The organism is Streptomyces sp. NPDC127098 (assembly GCF_042722465.1).
Taxonomy (GTDB): domain Bacteria; phylum Actinomycetota; class Actinomycetes; order Streptomycetales; family Streptomycetaceae; genus Streptomyces; species Streptomyces millisiae.
On the sequence record NZ_JBHXFJ010000015.1, the window covers coordinates 51,233 to 65,932 of the forward strand.

The following is a 14,700-nucleotide window of genomic DNA, read 5'->3' on the forward strand; positions in this document are numbered from 1 at the left end:
CGGGCGGGTCACCCGGGGTCGAACAGGTGGCGGTTGGCCAGGCTCCAGGCGACCCGGCGCGCCAGGTCGTCGAGGTGACCGTCGGCCACCCAGCGCACCTGAGGCTGGCAGCCGCGCTCGGCCAGCTCCCGGACCTGCGCGATGCCGGACCGCTGCACGTCGATGACCGCGTCGACCAGGCCGGCGGTGGAGGTCAGCCCGTAGGCGGCGGCGAACACCTCGACGCGGTGGCGTCGGTCGGGCGGCTCCGGGTAGCGCAGCCACCGCAGGCACTCGGCGTCGTCCCGGAACGGCGCCACGTACTCCAGGGCGTAGGCCACGTCGTGCAGGCGGCGCGCCGGGCGGGCGTAGTCCCAGTCCAGGAGCCCCACCGGGGTCTCGCCCCGCCAGACGACGTTCCACGGGCCGAAGTCGCCGTGGCGGATCACCTCGTCGTCGCCCGGCCCGCCCTCCCCGGTGCACCAGCCGAGCCCCGCGGGCGGACGGAAGCCGGCGACCGCGTCGTGGTACCGGCGCAGCAGGCGGGCGAAGGCGACGAGGCCCGCGTCGTCGACCACCCTCGCCCAGCCCTCCGGTCCCGACTCGCCGTCCAGGTAGGCGAGGACCTCACGTCCCTCCGCGTCGATCCCCAACACCCGTGGTGAGTAGGGGAAGTCGACCTCATCCAGATGTCGCAGCAGCGCGTGCACGGCCGGGGTCCACGGGTGCACGGGCCGCCGGACGGTGTCGCCGAGGCGCACCACCCTGCGGTGGGGCGTGTCCTGTAACACCACTTCATCGACCATGCGCGGAGTATCCCGCGCCCGGTCGGGCCCACCCCAGTGGATTTCCCGGCCGTCGGTCGCCCGGGACGCTCAGGCCGTCGGGGAGCCGACGAGCAGGTCGCCCGGGATGTTCGCCTTCTCCGGGGAGTAGTAGTCCTTGATGCCCTCCACCCAGGTGGCCACCGCGATGTGGTCGGTCTCCGAGGGGCCGAACGCGTCGAACAGCGCGTCGATGTTGGGGCGGTCGAAGCCGATGGCGAGCATCAACGCCACGAACCGGGGCCGCGCCACGAGGCCGTCACCGGCCGGGGAGCCGAGCGCCGCCAGGGCGTCGGCGAACGCGGCGATGGTGGCGTCGAAGCGCTCGGGCGACAGGACGCAGCGGACGTACTCGTCGTAGCTGATCCGGCCGTCGCCGTCCGCGTCCAGCTCGGCCGCCAGCGTCTCCCAGTACCGCCGGAACGCGAGCCGCATGGCCGTCTTCGCCGACTCGTCGGACCCGGACGCCGCCTCGACGACGCGGCTCGACATGAGGTCGAAGTCCTCGGCCTCCAGCCGGCCGTTGCCGTTGGCGTCGAAGAGCGAGAAGACGAGCCTGACGCGGTTGATCGCCTCGGTACGCATGGTGCGTCCACCTTTCTTCCGGCCGTTGCACTCCTGAGGGAACAACGCCGAGAGGGCGCGATGGGGGACGAGCGGCCCGGCGTCGGACTCACTATCCGGCCCCCGCCGGCCACACCGGTCGGGAGATGGCGGGGCTTCACCTGAAAGCGTGAAACGACCCCGACCCGGGTTTTCCCGTCTCCGGCACCAGCCAGGCGGCGTCGGCTTGAAACGGAGGCTTCCTCCGTTTCGCCTCCGTTTTGATGGGTCGTGGAATCGCACCAGGTGGGAGGGCGTATGGGCGTCGAGGGTCAGCAGGTGCGCCGGCCTCGTGCGGATGTGCGGCACAACCGTGCCGCCCTCCTGGAAGCGGCGCAGCGTCATTTCATGCGGTACGGGGTCGGCGCCTCCCTGGAGGCGGTGGCCAGGGACGCGGGCGTCGGGCCCGGCACGCTCTCCGGCACTTCCCCACCCGAGAGGCGCTGCTGGCGGCGGTGCTGCAGACCCGCTCGGATGAGCTGGTGGCCCGCCGGGCGGAGATCGCGCGGGTGGACGACGCCGCCGAGGCGCTGCGGCAGTGGTTGCGGGCGATGGAGGAGTACTTCACCGCCTTCGGCGGACTGCCCCAGCCGCTGATGGCCGCGGCCCGGGCGCAGGAGCCGGACAACCCGCTCACCCTGCCCTGCGAGCTGCTCATCAGCACCACCGAGGAGTACGTGCGCGCGGCGCAGCGCGCCGGGCGGGCGCGGGCGTCGGTGACGGGGTACGATCTGCTCCTCGCGGCCATCTCCGTCGCGTGGATCAGCGGCACCGGCGCCACCGACACGAACTCGCTCGGCCGCCTCTGGGCACTCATCGAAAGCGGATACCGCCGGCCCGGCGACGCGGAGTAGGCCGCCGGCCCGGGAGCCCGCCCCCCGCACCAGCACCACGCCTCGCCGCTTCACCGGGGTGGCACGAGTCCGAGAGGGGCGCTGGAGTTCGGGGCGCGCGCGGTGACCGCGGCCGACGTCGTCCGGGACAGGGATGTGGTGGTTCTGTCCGTCCCCTTCGCGCGGATCCCCACGGTGGTGGGACTCTTCGCCGCCGTGCCGAGCGAGACCGTGGTCATCGACACCTCCAACTACTTCCCCCACCTGAACGGCCACGTCGATGCGGTGGACCGGGGCCAGGTGGAGAGCGTGTGGGCAGCCGGGCAACTGGGGCGCCCCGTGGTGAAGGCGTGGAACGCCGCCCTGGCCGGCACCCTGGAGACCAGGGGAGTGCCGGCGGGCACCCCGGGCCGGATCGCGCTCCCGGTCGCCGCCGACTCCATCCAGGCACGGCGGGTTGGCATGCGGCTGGTGGACGAGAGCGGCTTCGACCCCTTCGACGCCGGTGCGCTGGCCGACTCCTGGCGCCAGCAGCCGACAGGGTCGCGGCCCCGCGCGACCGGGACCGCCAGATGAAGCGCTTCGCCGCCCTCACCGCCGCGCCCACGCTGGAGGAGGTCGTCGAGCTCAACCGCTCCCTCCACCGCTGACCACATGCGCGGACCGCGGCCCGCACAGCAGCAACGATGAACAGGACCGGAGAGGACTCGACTACCCCACCCCCGCCCTTTCCCTCGCCGACCTCGTGCGCTCCCGGCGCTCCGCCCGGAGGTTCCCGCTCGACTCACTGCCCCCTCGGACATCCGCGCCGTGTCCATCGACCATGGTGCTTCGCCTTACGGTCATTCCCGTGCGCACGTGGCCGCGCCGTCGTTGCCGAACGCGACAACCGACCACGTGACACGCTCGGCCGGGAAACCCAAGCCGAGCGTGTCGCCGAGCTCTGGCCACAGACGGTGGTGTCCGGTGAGGCCGGATTCCCGCACGGATTCAGGTCCCGCCGTCCTGGTGCCGAGCGCGTCGCGTCTCCCATTCGACGAGGGCGATGCCCGCGGCCATGCCGCCGCCGAAGCCGGCGAGCACCACGAGGTCGCCGGGGGTGAGACGGTCGGTGGCATGGTCGAGGGTGATGGGCACCGACGCGGCTCCGGTGTTGCCGTACCGCTGGACCGTCAGGTGCGTGTGTTCAGGCGGGAATCCGAGGTGGGCCGCGAGCGCTTCGAGCATGCGGCCGTTGGCTTGGTGCGGCACGAGGTGCGGGTGCCGGGTGCCGTCGGTGGGGTGGGCGTCGAGGAAGTCCCGGACGAGCGGGCCGATCCGGCCCTCCACGAATTCGCGCACGGCCCTGCCCTCCATCGTGAAGTAGTGCAGACCCCGGGCGAGGGACTCGGGAGAGGCGGGGATGGCCGAGCCGCCGGCCGGGACCCGGATCAGGTCCCGCTTCTCGGGGAAGCTGGCGAGGCGGGTGGCGAGCACGCCCCGGCCCGCGCTGGGGCCGAGGACGACCGCGCCCGCGCCGTCGCCGAAGAGCACCACGGTGGAGCGGTCGGTGGGGTCGAGTGTGCGGGAGTAGATGTCGGCACCGACGACGACGGCGTGTCGGCCGGTGCCGCGCAGCATCCGTTCGGCCGTGGTGAGGGCGAACACGAAGCCGCTGCACACCGCGTTGATGTCGAAGGCCGGGGTGCCCGAAGGGACGCCGAGGTCGGCGGCGACCGCGGTCGCGGTGGGCGGCTGCGGGGAGTCCGGGGTGGAGGTGGCGACGACGACCAGCGAGACGTCCCGCGCGCGGATGCCGGCGTCGGTCAGCGCCCGTCGCGCCGCCGTCGCGGCGAGGCCGGACGTGGCCTCGTCCGGCTTGGCCCAGCGGCGCTCGTGGATCCCGGTCTTGCGGACGATCCACTCGTCCGTCACCCCGGCCGGCGCGCCGACCTCCTCGTTGGTGACGACGTTGCTCGGCAGGCAGGATCCGGTGCCGAGAATTCCGATGGCGGTTCGACTGCTCATGGTGGTCACGCCGCCTCGTAGACGCGCTGGTGGTCCCGGACGCCGGCCAGCCGGAACGGGCCCTGGGTCTGGTGGGGCAGGTCATGCCAGCGCCCGTCGGTGGGCAGGGTCCGCTCCCGCAGTTCGCGGTAGGCGGCGTAGTCGACGGGGCGTCGCCTGTCGACCGCCGCGCGGTGGGCGTCCCGGCGGAGGTGCTCTCGGTAGCCGGGCCGCACGTGGCCGGCGAAGAACTCGGCGACGCGGCCCGAGCCGTAGCTGAAGAGGCCGACGGATTCGCCGGTCAGGGCGTCCTCGCCCTCCAGCAGCGCGGTCAGTGCCAGGTACACGGAGGCGGTGTAGCTGTTGCCGACCGTCTCGTTGTATCCGGTGGTCGCCGCGACGGCGTTCTCCACCGCCGCCTCGTCGGGCGCCTCGCCGCAGGTCTCCAGCAACTGCCGGTGGGCCTTGAAGGCCATGCGGGTGTACGGCTGGTGGTAGCAGAAGGCGCGGAAGTCCTTCAGCGGGAGGCCGCCCTGGGCGCTGTAGTCCCGCCAGGCGCCGTCGACCGCCTCCAGGTACGCGGCGACCGACTCCTTGCCGTTGACCAGGGCCGTGGAGCGGTAGTTGGGGCGCCAGAAGTCCATGACGTCGGAGGTGAAGAGCCCGGAGGGACGGTCGATCTCGACCAGCGCCGGGTTCGCGGAGACCAGGAGGGCCGCGGCCGCGGCGCCCTGGGTGGCCTCGCCCGGGCTGTCGAGGTCGTAGCGCGACACGTCGCTCGCGATGACGAGGACCTGCTGGCCGGGGTCGCGGTGCACCAGGGCGGTCGCGAACTGGAGCCCGGCGGTGGCGCCGTAGCAAGCCTGCTTGACCTCGACCACGCGGACGTTCGGGTGGAACCCGAGCAACGAGTGCACGTAGATGCCGGCGGCCTTGGACTGGTCGACGGCGGTCTCGGTGGCGAGGACGAGGGTGCGGATCCGGTCGGTGCCGTGGCGCTCGACGACGGGGGCGGCGGCCGCCGCGGCCATGGTGACGATGTCCTCGTCGAGGGTGGGCACGCTCATCGCGCGCTGTCCGATACCGACGTGGTACTTGGCGAGGTCGGTGCCGTTGTGCCGGCTGAGCTCGGCGTGGCTGAGCACCAGGCTGGCGGTGCGGAACGACAGGTCGTGGATGCCGATGGCGGGGTCAGGCATGGGTGTCTCCGTTGTGGCGTTCGAGGCGGGTGTGGGCCTTCATCAGTTCGCCCGGATTGGTCTGCGCCGCGAGCAGCGACAGTTCGCCGCAGAGCACGGTGGCGGCGGCCAGCACCGCGAGGCGCCGGGCGTTGTCCCCGACGGGCCGGTCCTCCTGGCAGCCGAGGCGGCGCAGGTTGGCGTCGACGAAGTCGAGGCCCTTGCCGTTGCCCACCGAGCCGACGATGAGGTTGGGAAGGGTGCAGGAGAAGTACAGGTCGCCTTCGCGGTCCTCGACGAGGGTGACGCCCTGCGAGCCCTCGACGATGTTCGCCGCGTCCTGGCCGGTGGCCAGGTAGAAGGCGAGCAGCATGTTGGCGTAGTGGGCGTTCGCCGAGCGGATGCCGCCGGCGAGCAGGGTGCCGACCAGGTTCTTGTTCGTGTTGAGCGCGGCGAGTTTGGCGGCGGTGGTGTGCAGGCGCTCGACCACCACCTGTCGGGGGACGAGGATCTCCGCGATCACGTTCTTGCCGCGGCCGAGGATGCCGTTGATGGCGGTGGCCTTCTTGTCCGTGCAGTAGTTCGCGGAGATGGAGCCGTAGCGGATCCCCGGCACGGTGGCGAGCAGGTGGGCGAGGATGGCGTCGGCGGCGAGGGTGGCCATGTTGTGTCCTGAGGCGTCGCCCGTGGCGAACTCGAAGCGCAGGAAGAGCAGTGACCCCGCGATCTCGTCGCGTACCGCGAGCAGTTCGGCGAACCGGCTGCCGCGGCGGGTGACCGCGCGCAGCTCGTCCAGGGTCGCGTGGATCGCTCGGGCGGCGGCGTGGGCCGCCGCCGCGTCGGTGGCCTCGACCAGGACGGAGCGGGTCATCCGCTCGTCCACCAGGGTGGCCCTGATGCCGTCCTCCGTCAGTCGGGAGATCTTCGCGCCGCGGCCCACCGAGGGCCACAGCGGGGTCTCGTAGGTGGCCAGCGGGACCTCGGTCTCGGCGGTGGCGACATTTCCGGAGACGCGCAGCGGGCCCACCCAGCGGAGCGGGACGGCCGCCGTCGCGAGCCCGGGGCCCGACCTGGCGGCGTCGGTCGTGACGGTCATACGGGATCTCCCTTCGTGGTCCCCAGGTCGATGCCGCGGTCGTGGCAGAACGCGCGCAGCGAGCCGGTCACCAGCACGTCGCAGTCGGCGAGTGCGGCCGGGCTGTGCGCGCCGAGCATCGTCATCAGGGCGGTGAGCTGGTCGAGCCAGGCGGTGATGTGCCGTACGAGCGCGGCCACGCCGCCGTCGAGCAGGACGGCGAGGAAGCCGCCGGACGCGCCGACCGCGTGGGCGCCGAGTGCGAGCGCGCGTGCCGCGTCCAGCGGGTGGCGCACGCCGCCCGAGGCGAGCAGCGGCAGGCCGTGGCCGCGGGCGTCGAGCAGCGCGGCCGGGGTGCTCAGTCCCCAGTCGTCCAGGTAGGCGTAGTCGGGGTGGGCACGGCGGCCGTTCTCGATCCGGGCGAAGTTGGTGCCGCCGCGTCCGGCGACGTCGGCGGCATGTACACCGAGTGAGGCGAGGCGTTCGACGGTCCGGCCGCTCAGCCCGAACCCCACCTCCTTGACGATCACCGGCACCTCGACGGCGGCGACGATCGCCTCGATGGCGGCCGGCCAGTGGCCGAAGGAGCGGTCGCCCTCCGGCATCACCGTCTCCTGCACGGTGTTGAGATGGATCTGGAGGGCGTCGGCCTCGATCAGGTCGACCGCCCGGCGGGCCTGTTCCGGGGTGGCGTTCGCGTTGAGGTTGGCCATCACGAACCCGTCGGGGTGCTCGCGGCGCACGGGGGTGAAGGTGGCGGCGGTGGACGGGTCCTTCAGGTAGGGGCTCAGCGAGCCGGTGGCGATGGGCAGCCCGGTCTCCCGCGCGGCGATGGCGAGGTCGCGGTTGATGTCCCCGGTCTGTTCGCTGCCGCCCGTCATGGCGTTGACGTAGAGCGGGGCGGGCCACTCGACTCCGGCGAAGCCGGTCCGCAGGGAGACCCGCGCCCGGTCGGTGCCGGCCAGGGCGTGGTGCAGGAAGCGCACCTCGTCGAACTGGCTGGGCACGGGGGGGTGTTCGGGGGAGCGTTGGGCGATGGCGAGCCTGACGTGCTCGTCCTTTCGGTTTCCGGTCATCAGGGGTGTCCTCGGGGGGAGAGGGATGGGGGGTCGGTCACCCGGAGCGGCAGCGTGGTGATGCCGGCCCGCGCCCAGCGGGTGCGCAGGGCCGAGGGCGGGTGGCGGTCGGGCAGCAGGGCGATGCCGCAGTCGCCGCCGCCCGCGCCGGACGGTTTGGCCGCGCCGCCGCAGGCCTCGGCCGCGTCGCAGAGCCGGGTCAGCCGCTCGGTGAACAGACCGAGCGAGACGGCCGCGTCCATGCGGGCGAGGAGGTGGCGGGCGGTCCGGACGGCGTCGAGGAGTCCGTCCGGCTCTCCCCGTTCGAGCGCGCGCACTCCGGCGGTCACGCAGCGCTCGCTCTCCGCGAGGAAGCCGGTCCGGGCGGTGCCGCGCCACCAGGCGCTCGCGGTGAGGTCGGCGACCAGGGCCGAGGTGGAGGCCGGACTGCCGCTCCAGCCCACCCGGAGGTCGAGGCCCCGCGGCGGTGGCAGCGTCCGGATCGAGAGGTCCGGCCAGGGGGAGGCCAGGGTCTTGGACACGCCGTTGTGGCGCAGGCTCCGCCGAAGGACTCCCCGGTCCGGGGCGCGGTAGGCGATCCAGCCGTGCCAGGTGCTGGCCGCGAGGTCGGCGCCGGAGGGGCCGGCGTCGATCCGGACGCTGGACAGCAGGGCGAGCCGGAAGCGGTCCTCGCGTGGCAGCCGCATGCCGTAGAGGTCGGTCACGGCCTCGGTGGTCGCGACGGTGACCGCGGCGCTCGATCCGAGCCCGACCTTGACGCCCCGTTCATGCAGGCCGCTGCGCACCGTGAGCCGAAGTGGCGTGAGCGGCAACCCCTGTTCGGCCCGCAGTCGTTCGACGACCTCGACGGTGGAGACCAGGTGGGCGAGCGTGCCGCGCGCGTGCTCGGTGTCCGCCGGGGCGAGGGTGCGCAGCCTTCCCCGGTCCCGACGGAAGGGGACCTCGTGGTCGAGCAGGTCGGTGTCGACGACGACATCGGCGCCTTCGGCGGCGGACGCCGTGACGGTGACGTACCGGTCGACCGCCACGACGATCGCCGGCCGTCCCGGCTCGAGCACCGCGTACTCCCCGGCCACGAGGAGCTTGCCGGGCGCCCGGCGGGTCACCGGTTCCCACATCAGCCGGCCTCCGCACGCAGCGTGGCGCCGGGGCCGCCGCGGGCGACGACGACCCGGGCGTGGGTCGCGGCGCGCATTCGCGCGGCCACCCGCTCCGCGTCGGCGGCGGCGCACAGCACCTTGACGTTGGGGCCGGCGTCCATCGTGGCCCAGGCCCCGACGCCTTCCGCGCGCAGGGCGCGGACCGTGTCGAGGGCCGTCGCCGAGGCGTCGGTCAGGTAGCGGACCGGCGGCGACGCCGCCTCCATTGTTGCGTGCATGCCAAGTGCGTTGCGTTCCGCGATCCCGCCCACGGTGTCCAGGTCGCCCACCCGCAGCGCCTGCCGCATCCGCACCAGCTCCGCGCGGCTCGCCGCCACCCACTCCGGGTAGCGCGGAGAGGTGGCGACCGTGCGTCGCATGGCCTCGCGGCTGGAGACCGACTTCGGGCCCGCTTCCAACACGACCGCCACCAACGCGGCGTCGAGCCGGGCGTCACCGACCGGCTCCGCGTACGAGGCCACGTCGGGGTCGGGGGCGTCCACGGGGCCGGCGTGCCAGACGACGAAGCCGCCGAATACCGACCGCGCGGCCGATCCCGAGCCGCGCCGGGCCAGCCGGGACAGCGCCCGCGGCTCCGTGGGCAGCCCGTAGGCGTCGGCCGCGGCCAGCGCCAGAGCCGCGAAGCCGCTGGCCGACGAGGCGAGCCCGGCACCCACCGGCACCGTGTTGCGGGTGTCCACGACGGCCCGCTCGCGCCGCCCGGCCCGGTCGCGCACCAGGTCGAGGAAAGCGGTCACACGCCGCAGCCGCTCATCCCGGGCGGGTACGCCGTCCATCACCACCGCGTCCGCCTCGGCGGCCGGGGCGAGCCGCACGGAGGTCGTGGTGGGGAACACGTCGAGGGTCAGCGAGAGGCTGTCGGTGAAGGGCAGCACCAGCCGCTCGTCGCGCTTGCCCCAGTACTTGATCAGCGCGATGTTGGGATGGGCCACCGCGACCGCGTGCCCGGTCCCCGTGAGTGTGGACCCTGTCGGCTCAGCACCCGTCAGCTCAGATGCGGTCATGCCCGGCCTCCCTCGTCACCGGCACGGTCCACGTGGGAACGCCGTGCTCGCGGGCGAGCAGCCCGGCGACCGCCTCGGCCTCTCGCGGCGTCGCCGCCAGGGCGATGACGCAGCCGCCGAGTCCGCCGCCGCTCATCTTGGCGCCCAACGCGCCCGCGTCGAGGGCGGAACGCGCCAGCGCGTCGGTGCGCTTCGTCGTGAGGCCGAGACCGGCGAGCAGGCGGTGGCCGTCGGTGAGCCGTCGGCCCAACTCGGGCAGGCGCCCGTGCGCCAGGTCGCCGAGTGCCGCCGTGGCCAGCTCGGCCGACCGGTCGAGGAACTCGGCGCGCCGGGCCGGCGCCCGGGTGAAGGCGTCCCGCAGCATGGCGACGGCCCTTCTCGTACCCGGGCCGCTCCCGCTGTCCGCCACGACGACCTGGCATTCGGCGCCCACCGGCGGAGCGCTGGGCCGGCCGTTCGCCAGCAGCACGAGACCGGCCGAGCCGGTGGCCAGCGCGTCGATTCCGCTGGCCAGGCCGTGCGCCGACTGCTCCGACACCTGTACCAGGTCGAAGAGTTCGCGGTCGCTGAGTCCGGTTCCGAAGAGTCCGTCGAGCGCGTGGACCAGCGCGCGTGCGGTCGCCGCGCTGGAGCCGAGCCCGCGGGCGGGCGGCACCCGGCTCTCGATCAGCACCTCGACGTCCGGGGCCTCGGCGAGGCCGGCCCGCCGCGCGAAGGCGTCGACCAGCAGCCGGAGTTCCTCGGGTGCTTCCTCTTCCGCCGACTCCGCCGGCCCGTCCGACGACGGGCCGGCTCGGCGGATCACGAGTGGTCCGGGTTCTGGTCGGCCACGGAGGCGCACGGTGGCTCGGCAGCTCAGGGCCGGCACCGGAAGCGCCAGCGCCGGGGCGCCGTAGACCACCGCGTGCTCGCCCAGCACGATGACCTTGCCGTGAGCCCTGCCCGTCGCGGCCCGCCGCTCCTCGGTCTCGGGCACGTGGTGTGTGGACACGTTCCGGGGTTCCCTCCTCCTGGGGGTCCTTCTGGAGTCCTGCTGGGTCCTGCTGAGAGGTGCACGGTGGGTGGGACTCCGGCCGTGCCCTCCCCGGCGCACCACGCCGGGGAGAGGCACGACGGACGGGTCAGCCGCGGCCGGCGCCGACCACTCCGGTGGTCACGACCTGCCGCACCCGGTCGGCCGCCCGCTCCCCGGTGACGAGGGCGGAGTTGGTGGCGCTGAAGGCCAGGTAGTCCCCGGCGAGCTGGATGCGGGACCTCGGGTCGAGGCCGCGGTTGAACTCGCGCAGCCGCGCGTAGTCGCCGGGCTTGCGCAGGATGACGCCGTTCTTCCACCGCTGCACGTAGGCCATGTCCTGGTGCGCCTCGATGTGCCGGGCCAACTCGGGCCAGGCCTGTCGGTGCACCTCGTGGGTCAGTTCCACCACCGTGTCGTCGTCCGTGTCCCAGTGCCGGATCGCCCACGGGTAGCGGTAGTAGCTGGTCAGCAGGGCGTGGCCGGCCGGGGCGCGGCCGGGCGCGAAGTTGTGGTTGAAGGTGATGACGCCGAGGTCGGCGTGTTCCCGGGTGGGGAACAGGACACAGGTGGCTGTCTCGCTCGGCTTGCTGTCCACCCCGAAGTAGACGTGGATGTCCGGCACGTACGGCAGGTTCTCCAGGTAGGCGAGGCTCGCGGGCGCCAGGCCGGGGCAGAGCCGGGCGGCGATCGGGCCCGGCAGGGCGACCACCGCGGCCGCGGCCTCCTCCACGTGGTCCGGCTCGCCGGCGCGGCTCCAGTGCACCCGGACCCCGTCGGGGGTCTCCTCGACCAGCGTGACCTCGGCGTTGGTCTCCACGTTCAGCCGGGCGGCGAGCGCCGTGGTGAGGGTGTCGACCCGGTCGTGGAAGTTGAACCACTCGGCGTTGACCGCCGGCATCGAGAACAGGAAGTTGATCACCGAGAGGTCGGGAGGCGAGTTGAAGAACATCGCGCTCATCGGGTCGACGAGGTAGTCGTGGAGATCCTTGTCGAGGCGGCGCTCGGCGTATTCGGTGGCGGTCTCGGTGTCGAGCGACGCCGCCTCACCGAGGTCGCTGTCCCACCGCAGCCGGCCCTGGTACCGGTTCAGGTCCGCCTGCAGGCGCGTCATGGCGGGCATCGAGGACCACGGCACGAGACCCGAGCGCTTGAGGTCGGTCGGCTTGTTGGCCCGGATGCGGTGGACGCGGCCGTTCCGCTTGATGCCGACGACGTTGTTGGTGGGCAGGGTGGTGTCCTCGATGCCGAGGTCGCGCACCAGGTCGAGCATCTGCGTGTAGTTCTGGATCAGCAGGATGGCCGCGAGGTCCATGTGGTAGCCGGCGCGTTCCACGGTGCGCATGCGGCCGCCGGCGCGGTCCTCCGCCTCCAGGACCCTGACCGGGTGGCCGGCCTGCTGGAGGCGGAAGGCGGCGGTCATGCCGGCGATGCCGGCTCCGACGACGACGATCGGTTCTCCGTTTCCTGCGGTGTTCACGGGCGTCCCTTCATCCGGGTGGAGGCGAGTGTGAGTTCGTGCGAACGGCGCTCACCGGCGGTCAGGCCGAGCCGGTCGGCGAGCCGGCGGGCCGCGGTGGCGCCCGAGCAGATGCTGTGGTGGGTGCTGGACTGGGTGAAGAAGTCGCCCCCGGCGAGCCGGACGCGCGAGTCGCTCGGCCAGGCGCCGCTGAGCCGGGCCAGCTCGCGGTAGTCACCGGGGCGCCTGAAGACCACGCACTGGCCGGGCCGCAACACGTGCGTCATGACGGTGTGGCCCTCGATCTCCGGGGCCAGCCCCACCGACCGCAGCGCGGCCCGGGCGTGGTCGACCAGCCGTTCCTCCGGCAGGTCCCGGTGCCGGTCCGACCAGGAACCCCGGAAGTGCGCCATGACCAGGCCGCGGCCATCGGGCACCCGGCCGGGGGCGGTGTTGTGCGGCAGAATCACGCCCACCAGCGCCGGATGTTCGGCCCGCGGCACGTTGACCATCACGGCCCGCTCGGCGGTGGGCCGGTCCAGGCCGAACGCCACGTGGACGCTGCCGGTGTACTCGACCTGCCGGAAGAAGTCGGCGAACGGCCGCCCCAGTTGTCCGTAGAGATCGAGCGTCTGCGACACGGGCACGGCCAGCACACAGGCATCGGCCCGCTCGGTGCGCTCACCGGCGCCGTCCCCCGCCTGCCAGGTGACGGACACCCCGGCGGAGCTCTCCTCGACCTGGTGGACCCGGGCGTGGTACGTGACGGACAGCCGCGCCGCCAGGGAGCGCGGCAGCTGCCCGACGCCCTCCTCGAAGGTGAAGAGACCGCCGCCACCGAGGAGCGAGTTGAGCAGCATGAAGGGGGCGATGGACGAGGTGCGTTCGACGTCCTGGAGCGACGCGAGCATGCACAGCGGGTCGAGCAGGTGGTCGACCGTGCCCGGGCGCAGGCCCCGGCGGGCCGCGTAGCCCGCGACGGACTCCCCGTCGTGCCGGGCGGCCGCCGACATGTCGTACCAGTCAAGGGCCCCGCGGATCCGTAGGTGGTCCGCCATCAGCTTCGGCAGGTCGCCGGGGAACGGCGCGAAGCGCAGCAACCCGGCAGCCATCCGAGGCAGCGAGCCCACCCGTACGTGGTGCACCCGGCGGTCCCGCATGAGGCCGACGACGTCGGAGGAGGGCAGGACGCGGTCACCGATGCCCACCATGTCGGCCAGGCGCAGCATCGCGCGGTATCGGCGGGACAGCAGGGAGGCGCCGGTGTCCAGGTAGAATCCGTCCCGGCGGATCGACGACATCCGTCCACCCGCGTACTCCGGACCCGAGCGCTCCAGCACGGTGACCCGGCAGCCGCGCCGTTGCAGCAGGTAGGCGCTGGTGAGTCCCGCGATGCCCGCGCCGACCACGACGACGTGCGGCCGACCGCCCGCCGCCTCGGCGCCCCGCCCGGTGGTCCTGGGCAGCACCCCGCTCATACGGACATCTCCCGCTCCGGCTCGGCACGGTCGTACCGGGTGTGCCGCAGGTACCACTCGACGTGGCTCTGGAAGGAGAGCAGACCGTTCGCCCAGGCCCGGACGGCCGCGATCTCGGCTCCCGTGTAGGCATGGCAGGAGCCGGGATCGGCGATCCGCCGGAGCGCGCCCTCCAACGACCGCACACGCTGCCCGATCCGGTCGAGCGTCTCGACGGCGGCGTCCTGCAGCGACTTGTGCTCCAGGCGGTGCAGAAGGACGACCAGGTTGTAGGCGTCCGGCCGGTCCAGCTCCTTCGACACGGAGCACAGATCGTTGATCCAGGAAGCGATGTCGGCGGCGCAGCCGATCATCTCGGTGTACTCGGGCGTGCCGTAGAAGCGCGCCGGAAGGCGTACGGACTCCGTCTGCTCCACGAAGTCCAGCAGCGGAAGCACGGGACCGGTGTCCCTGCGTAGCGCGATGTAGGCGTCGACACCCGGCAGGACACCGCGTGCCCGGTAGTCCGACTCCACGACCAGGGAGGTGAAGTAGTCGTCGAGGTGGGTGAGGAGCTCGTGGAACTGCACCGGAGCCATGACCGCGCCCGTGCGCTCCAGCAGATCGGCGAGCGACCGCTGCAGGGCGTCGTCGGTGCGCGGTGTCGGGCCGCGGTGCCTGGCCGCGTCAACGATCCGGCGCAGCGGCGTCGCCGCCTGTTCGGCGGCCTCGGCGCTGGTGCCGGCGGCCCCGTCCTCGAAGTGGTCGTCGAGGTTGAAGTACCAGATCGTCCACTGCGTGATCAGGACGCGCATGCCGGCGTCGGCCCGGGGGTAACCGTAGCTGACCAGCTCGCCGGCACACAGGCGGCGCAGCGGGTGCGGGGCCGGGCCCGAGTCGATCAGGCCGAACCGCCGGGCCCACTCCTCGCCGGCGCGCTCGACGGCCTCGACGTCGTCGGGGTCCCGTGGGGGCGCGGCGGGGAAGGGCCACCGCGGCAGCACGGTCTCCAGGACCGGATCCGGGACGGGACTTCGCACGGTGCTTCTCCTTG

General features: G+C 73.3%; 14 protein-coding genes. 2 read left to right on the plus strand and 12 right to left on the minus strand.

Annotated features, from left to right (window positions below):
* Positions 1 to 8: 8 nt before the first annotated feature.
* On the minus strand, positions 9 to 785 hold the full coding sequence (locus tag ACFWI8_RS12535; protein ID WP_387089324.1) for an aminoglycoside phosphotransferase family protein: 777 nt from the start codon (positions 783 to 785) through the stop codon (positions 9 to 11).
* Between the two features lie 69 nt (positions 786 to 854).
* Positions 855 to 1,388 carry an EF-hand domain-containing protein gene (locus tag ACFWI8_RS12540; protein WP_387089327.1) on the minus strand — a complete coding sequence of 178 codons (534 nt, stop codon included), beginning with the start codon at positions 1,386 to 1,388 and terminating at the stop codon, positions 855 to 857.
* Between the two features lie 473 nt (positions 1,389 to 1,861).
* On the opposite strand from ACFWI8_RS12540, the gene ACFWI8_RS12545 reads away from it, so the two are divergent.
* Positions 1,862 to 2,260 (plus strand): hypothetical protein, encoded by a 399-nt coding sequence (locus ACFWI8_RS12545; RefSeq protein ID WP_387089330.1) that lies wholly within the window; start codon positions 1,862 to 1,864, stop codon positions 2,258 to 2,260.
* A 138-nt stretch (positions 2,261 to 2,398) separates the two neighbouring features.
* Complete coding sequence (locus ACFWI8_RS12550) at positions 2,399 to 2,815, plus strand: NADPH-dependent F420 reductase (RefSeq protein ID WP_387089333.1); 417 nt, start codon at positions 2,399 to 2,401, stop codon at positions 2,813 to 2,815.
* Between the two features lie 414 nt (positions 2,816 to 3,229).
* Here the strand turns inward: ACFWI8_RS12550 and ACFWI8_RS12555 are convergent, their stop codons facing one another.
* From ACFWI8_RS12555 to ACFWI8_RS12600, 10 genes are all read right to left on the minus strand, one after another.
* Positions 3,230 to 4,246, minus strand: coding sequence for a 3-oxoacyl-ACP synthase III family protein (locus tag ACFWI8_RS12555; protein WP_387089336.1), 1,017 nt, complete (start codon positions 4,244 to 4,246; stop codon positions 3,230 to 3,232).
* Between the two features lie 5 nt (positions 4,247 to 4,251).
* Positions 4,252 to 5,424 carry a hydroxymethylglutaryl-CoA synthase gene (locus tag ACFWI8_RS12560; RefSeq protein WP_387089339.1) on the minus strand — a complete coding sequence of 391 codons (1,173 nt, stop codon included), beginning with the start codon at positions 5,422 to 5,424 and terminating at the stop codon, positions 4,252 to 4,254.
* Positions 5,417 to 6,499 (minus strand): hydroxymethylglutaryl-CoA reductase, encoded by a 1,083-nt coding sequence (locus ACFWI8_RS12565; protein ID WP_387089342.1) that lies wholly within the window; start codon positions 6,497 to 6,499, stop codon positions 5,417 to 5,419. The genes ACFWI8_RS12560 and ACFWI8_RS12565 overlap by 8 nt, the downstream gene beginning before the upstream one ends.
* The gene (gene fni, locus ACFWI8_RS12570; RefSeq protein ID WP_387089346.1) at positions 6,496 to 7,554 is read right to left on the minus strand and encodes a type 2 isopentenyl-diphosphate Delta-isomerase; all 1,059 of its coding nucleotides are present in this window, start codon (positions 7,552 to 7,554) and stop codon (positions 6,496 to 6,498) included. The genes ACFWI8_RS12565 and fni overlap by 4 nt, the downstream gene beginning before the upstream one ends.
* Entirely contained in the window at positions 7,554 to 8,672 is a 1,119-nt protein-coding gene (locus ACFWI8_RS12575) for a phosphomevalonate kinase (RefSeq protein WP_387089349.1), read from the minus strand. Before ACFWI8_RS12575 ends, fni begins: the two co-directional genes overlap by 1 nt.
* Positions 8,672 to 9,718, minus strand: coding sequence for a diphosphomevalonate decarboxylase (gene mvaD, locus ACFWI8_RS12580; RefSeq protein WP_387089352.1), 1,047 nt, complete (start codon positions 9,716 to 9,718; stop codon positions 8,672 to 8,674). The genes ACFWI8_RS12575 and mvaD overlap by 1 nt, the downstream gene beginning before the upstream one ends.
* Positions 9,705 to 10,709: a mevalonate kinase gene (mvk, locus tag ACFWI8_RS12585; RefSeq protein ID WP_387089355.1), complete on the minus strand. Its 1,005-nt coding sequence runs from the start codon at positions 10,707 to 10,709 to the stop codon at positions 9,705 to 9,707. Before mvk ends, mvaD begins: the two co-directional genes overlap by 14 nt.
* 130 nt (positions 10,710 to 10,839) lie before the next feature.
* Positions 10,840 to 12,210 carry a protoporphyrinogen/coproporphyrinogen oxidase gene (locus ACFWI8_RS12590; protein WP_387089357.1) on the minus strand — a complete coding sequence of 457 codons (1,371 nt, stop codon included), beginning with the start codon at positions 12,208 to 12,210 and terminating at the stop codon, positions 10,840 to 10,842.
* On the minus strand, positions 12,207 to 13,667 hold the full coding sequence (locus ACFWI8_RS12595) for a protoporphyrinogen/coproporphyrinogen oxidase (protein ID WP_387089360.1): 1,461 nt from the start codon (positions 13,665 to 13,667) through the stop codon (positions 12,207 to 12,209). Before ACFWI8_RS12595 ends, ACFWI8_RS12590 begins: the two co-directional genes overlap by 4 nt.
* Positions 13,664 to 14,686: a hypothetical protein gene (locus tag ACFWI8_RS12600; protein WP_387089363.1), complete on the minus strand. Its 1,023-nt coding sequence runs from the start codon at positions 14,684 to 14,686 to the stop codon at positions 13,664 to 13,666. The genes ACFWI8_RS12595 and ACFWI8_RS12600 overlap by 4 nt, the downstream gene beginning before the upstream one ends.
* Positions 14,687 to 14,700 lie beyond the last annotated feature (14 nt).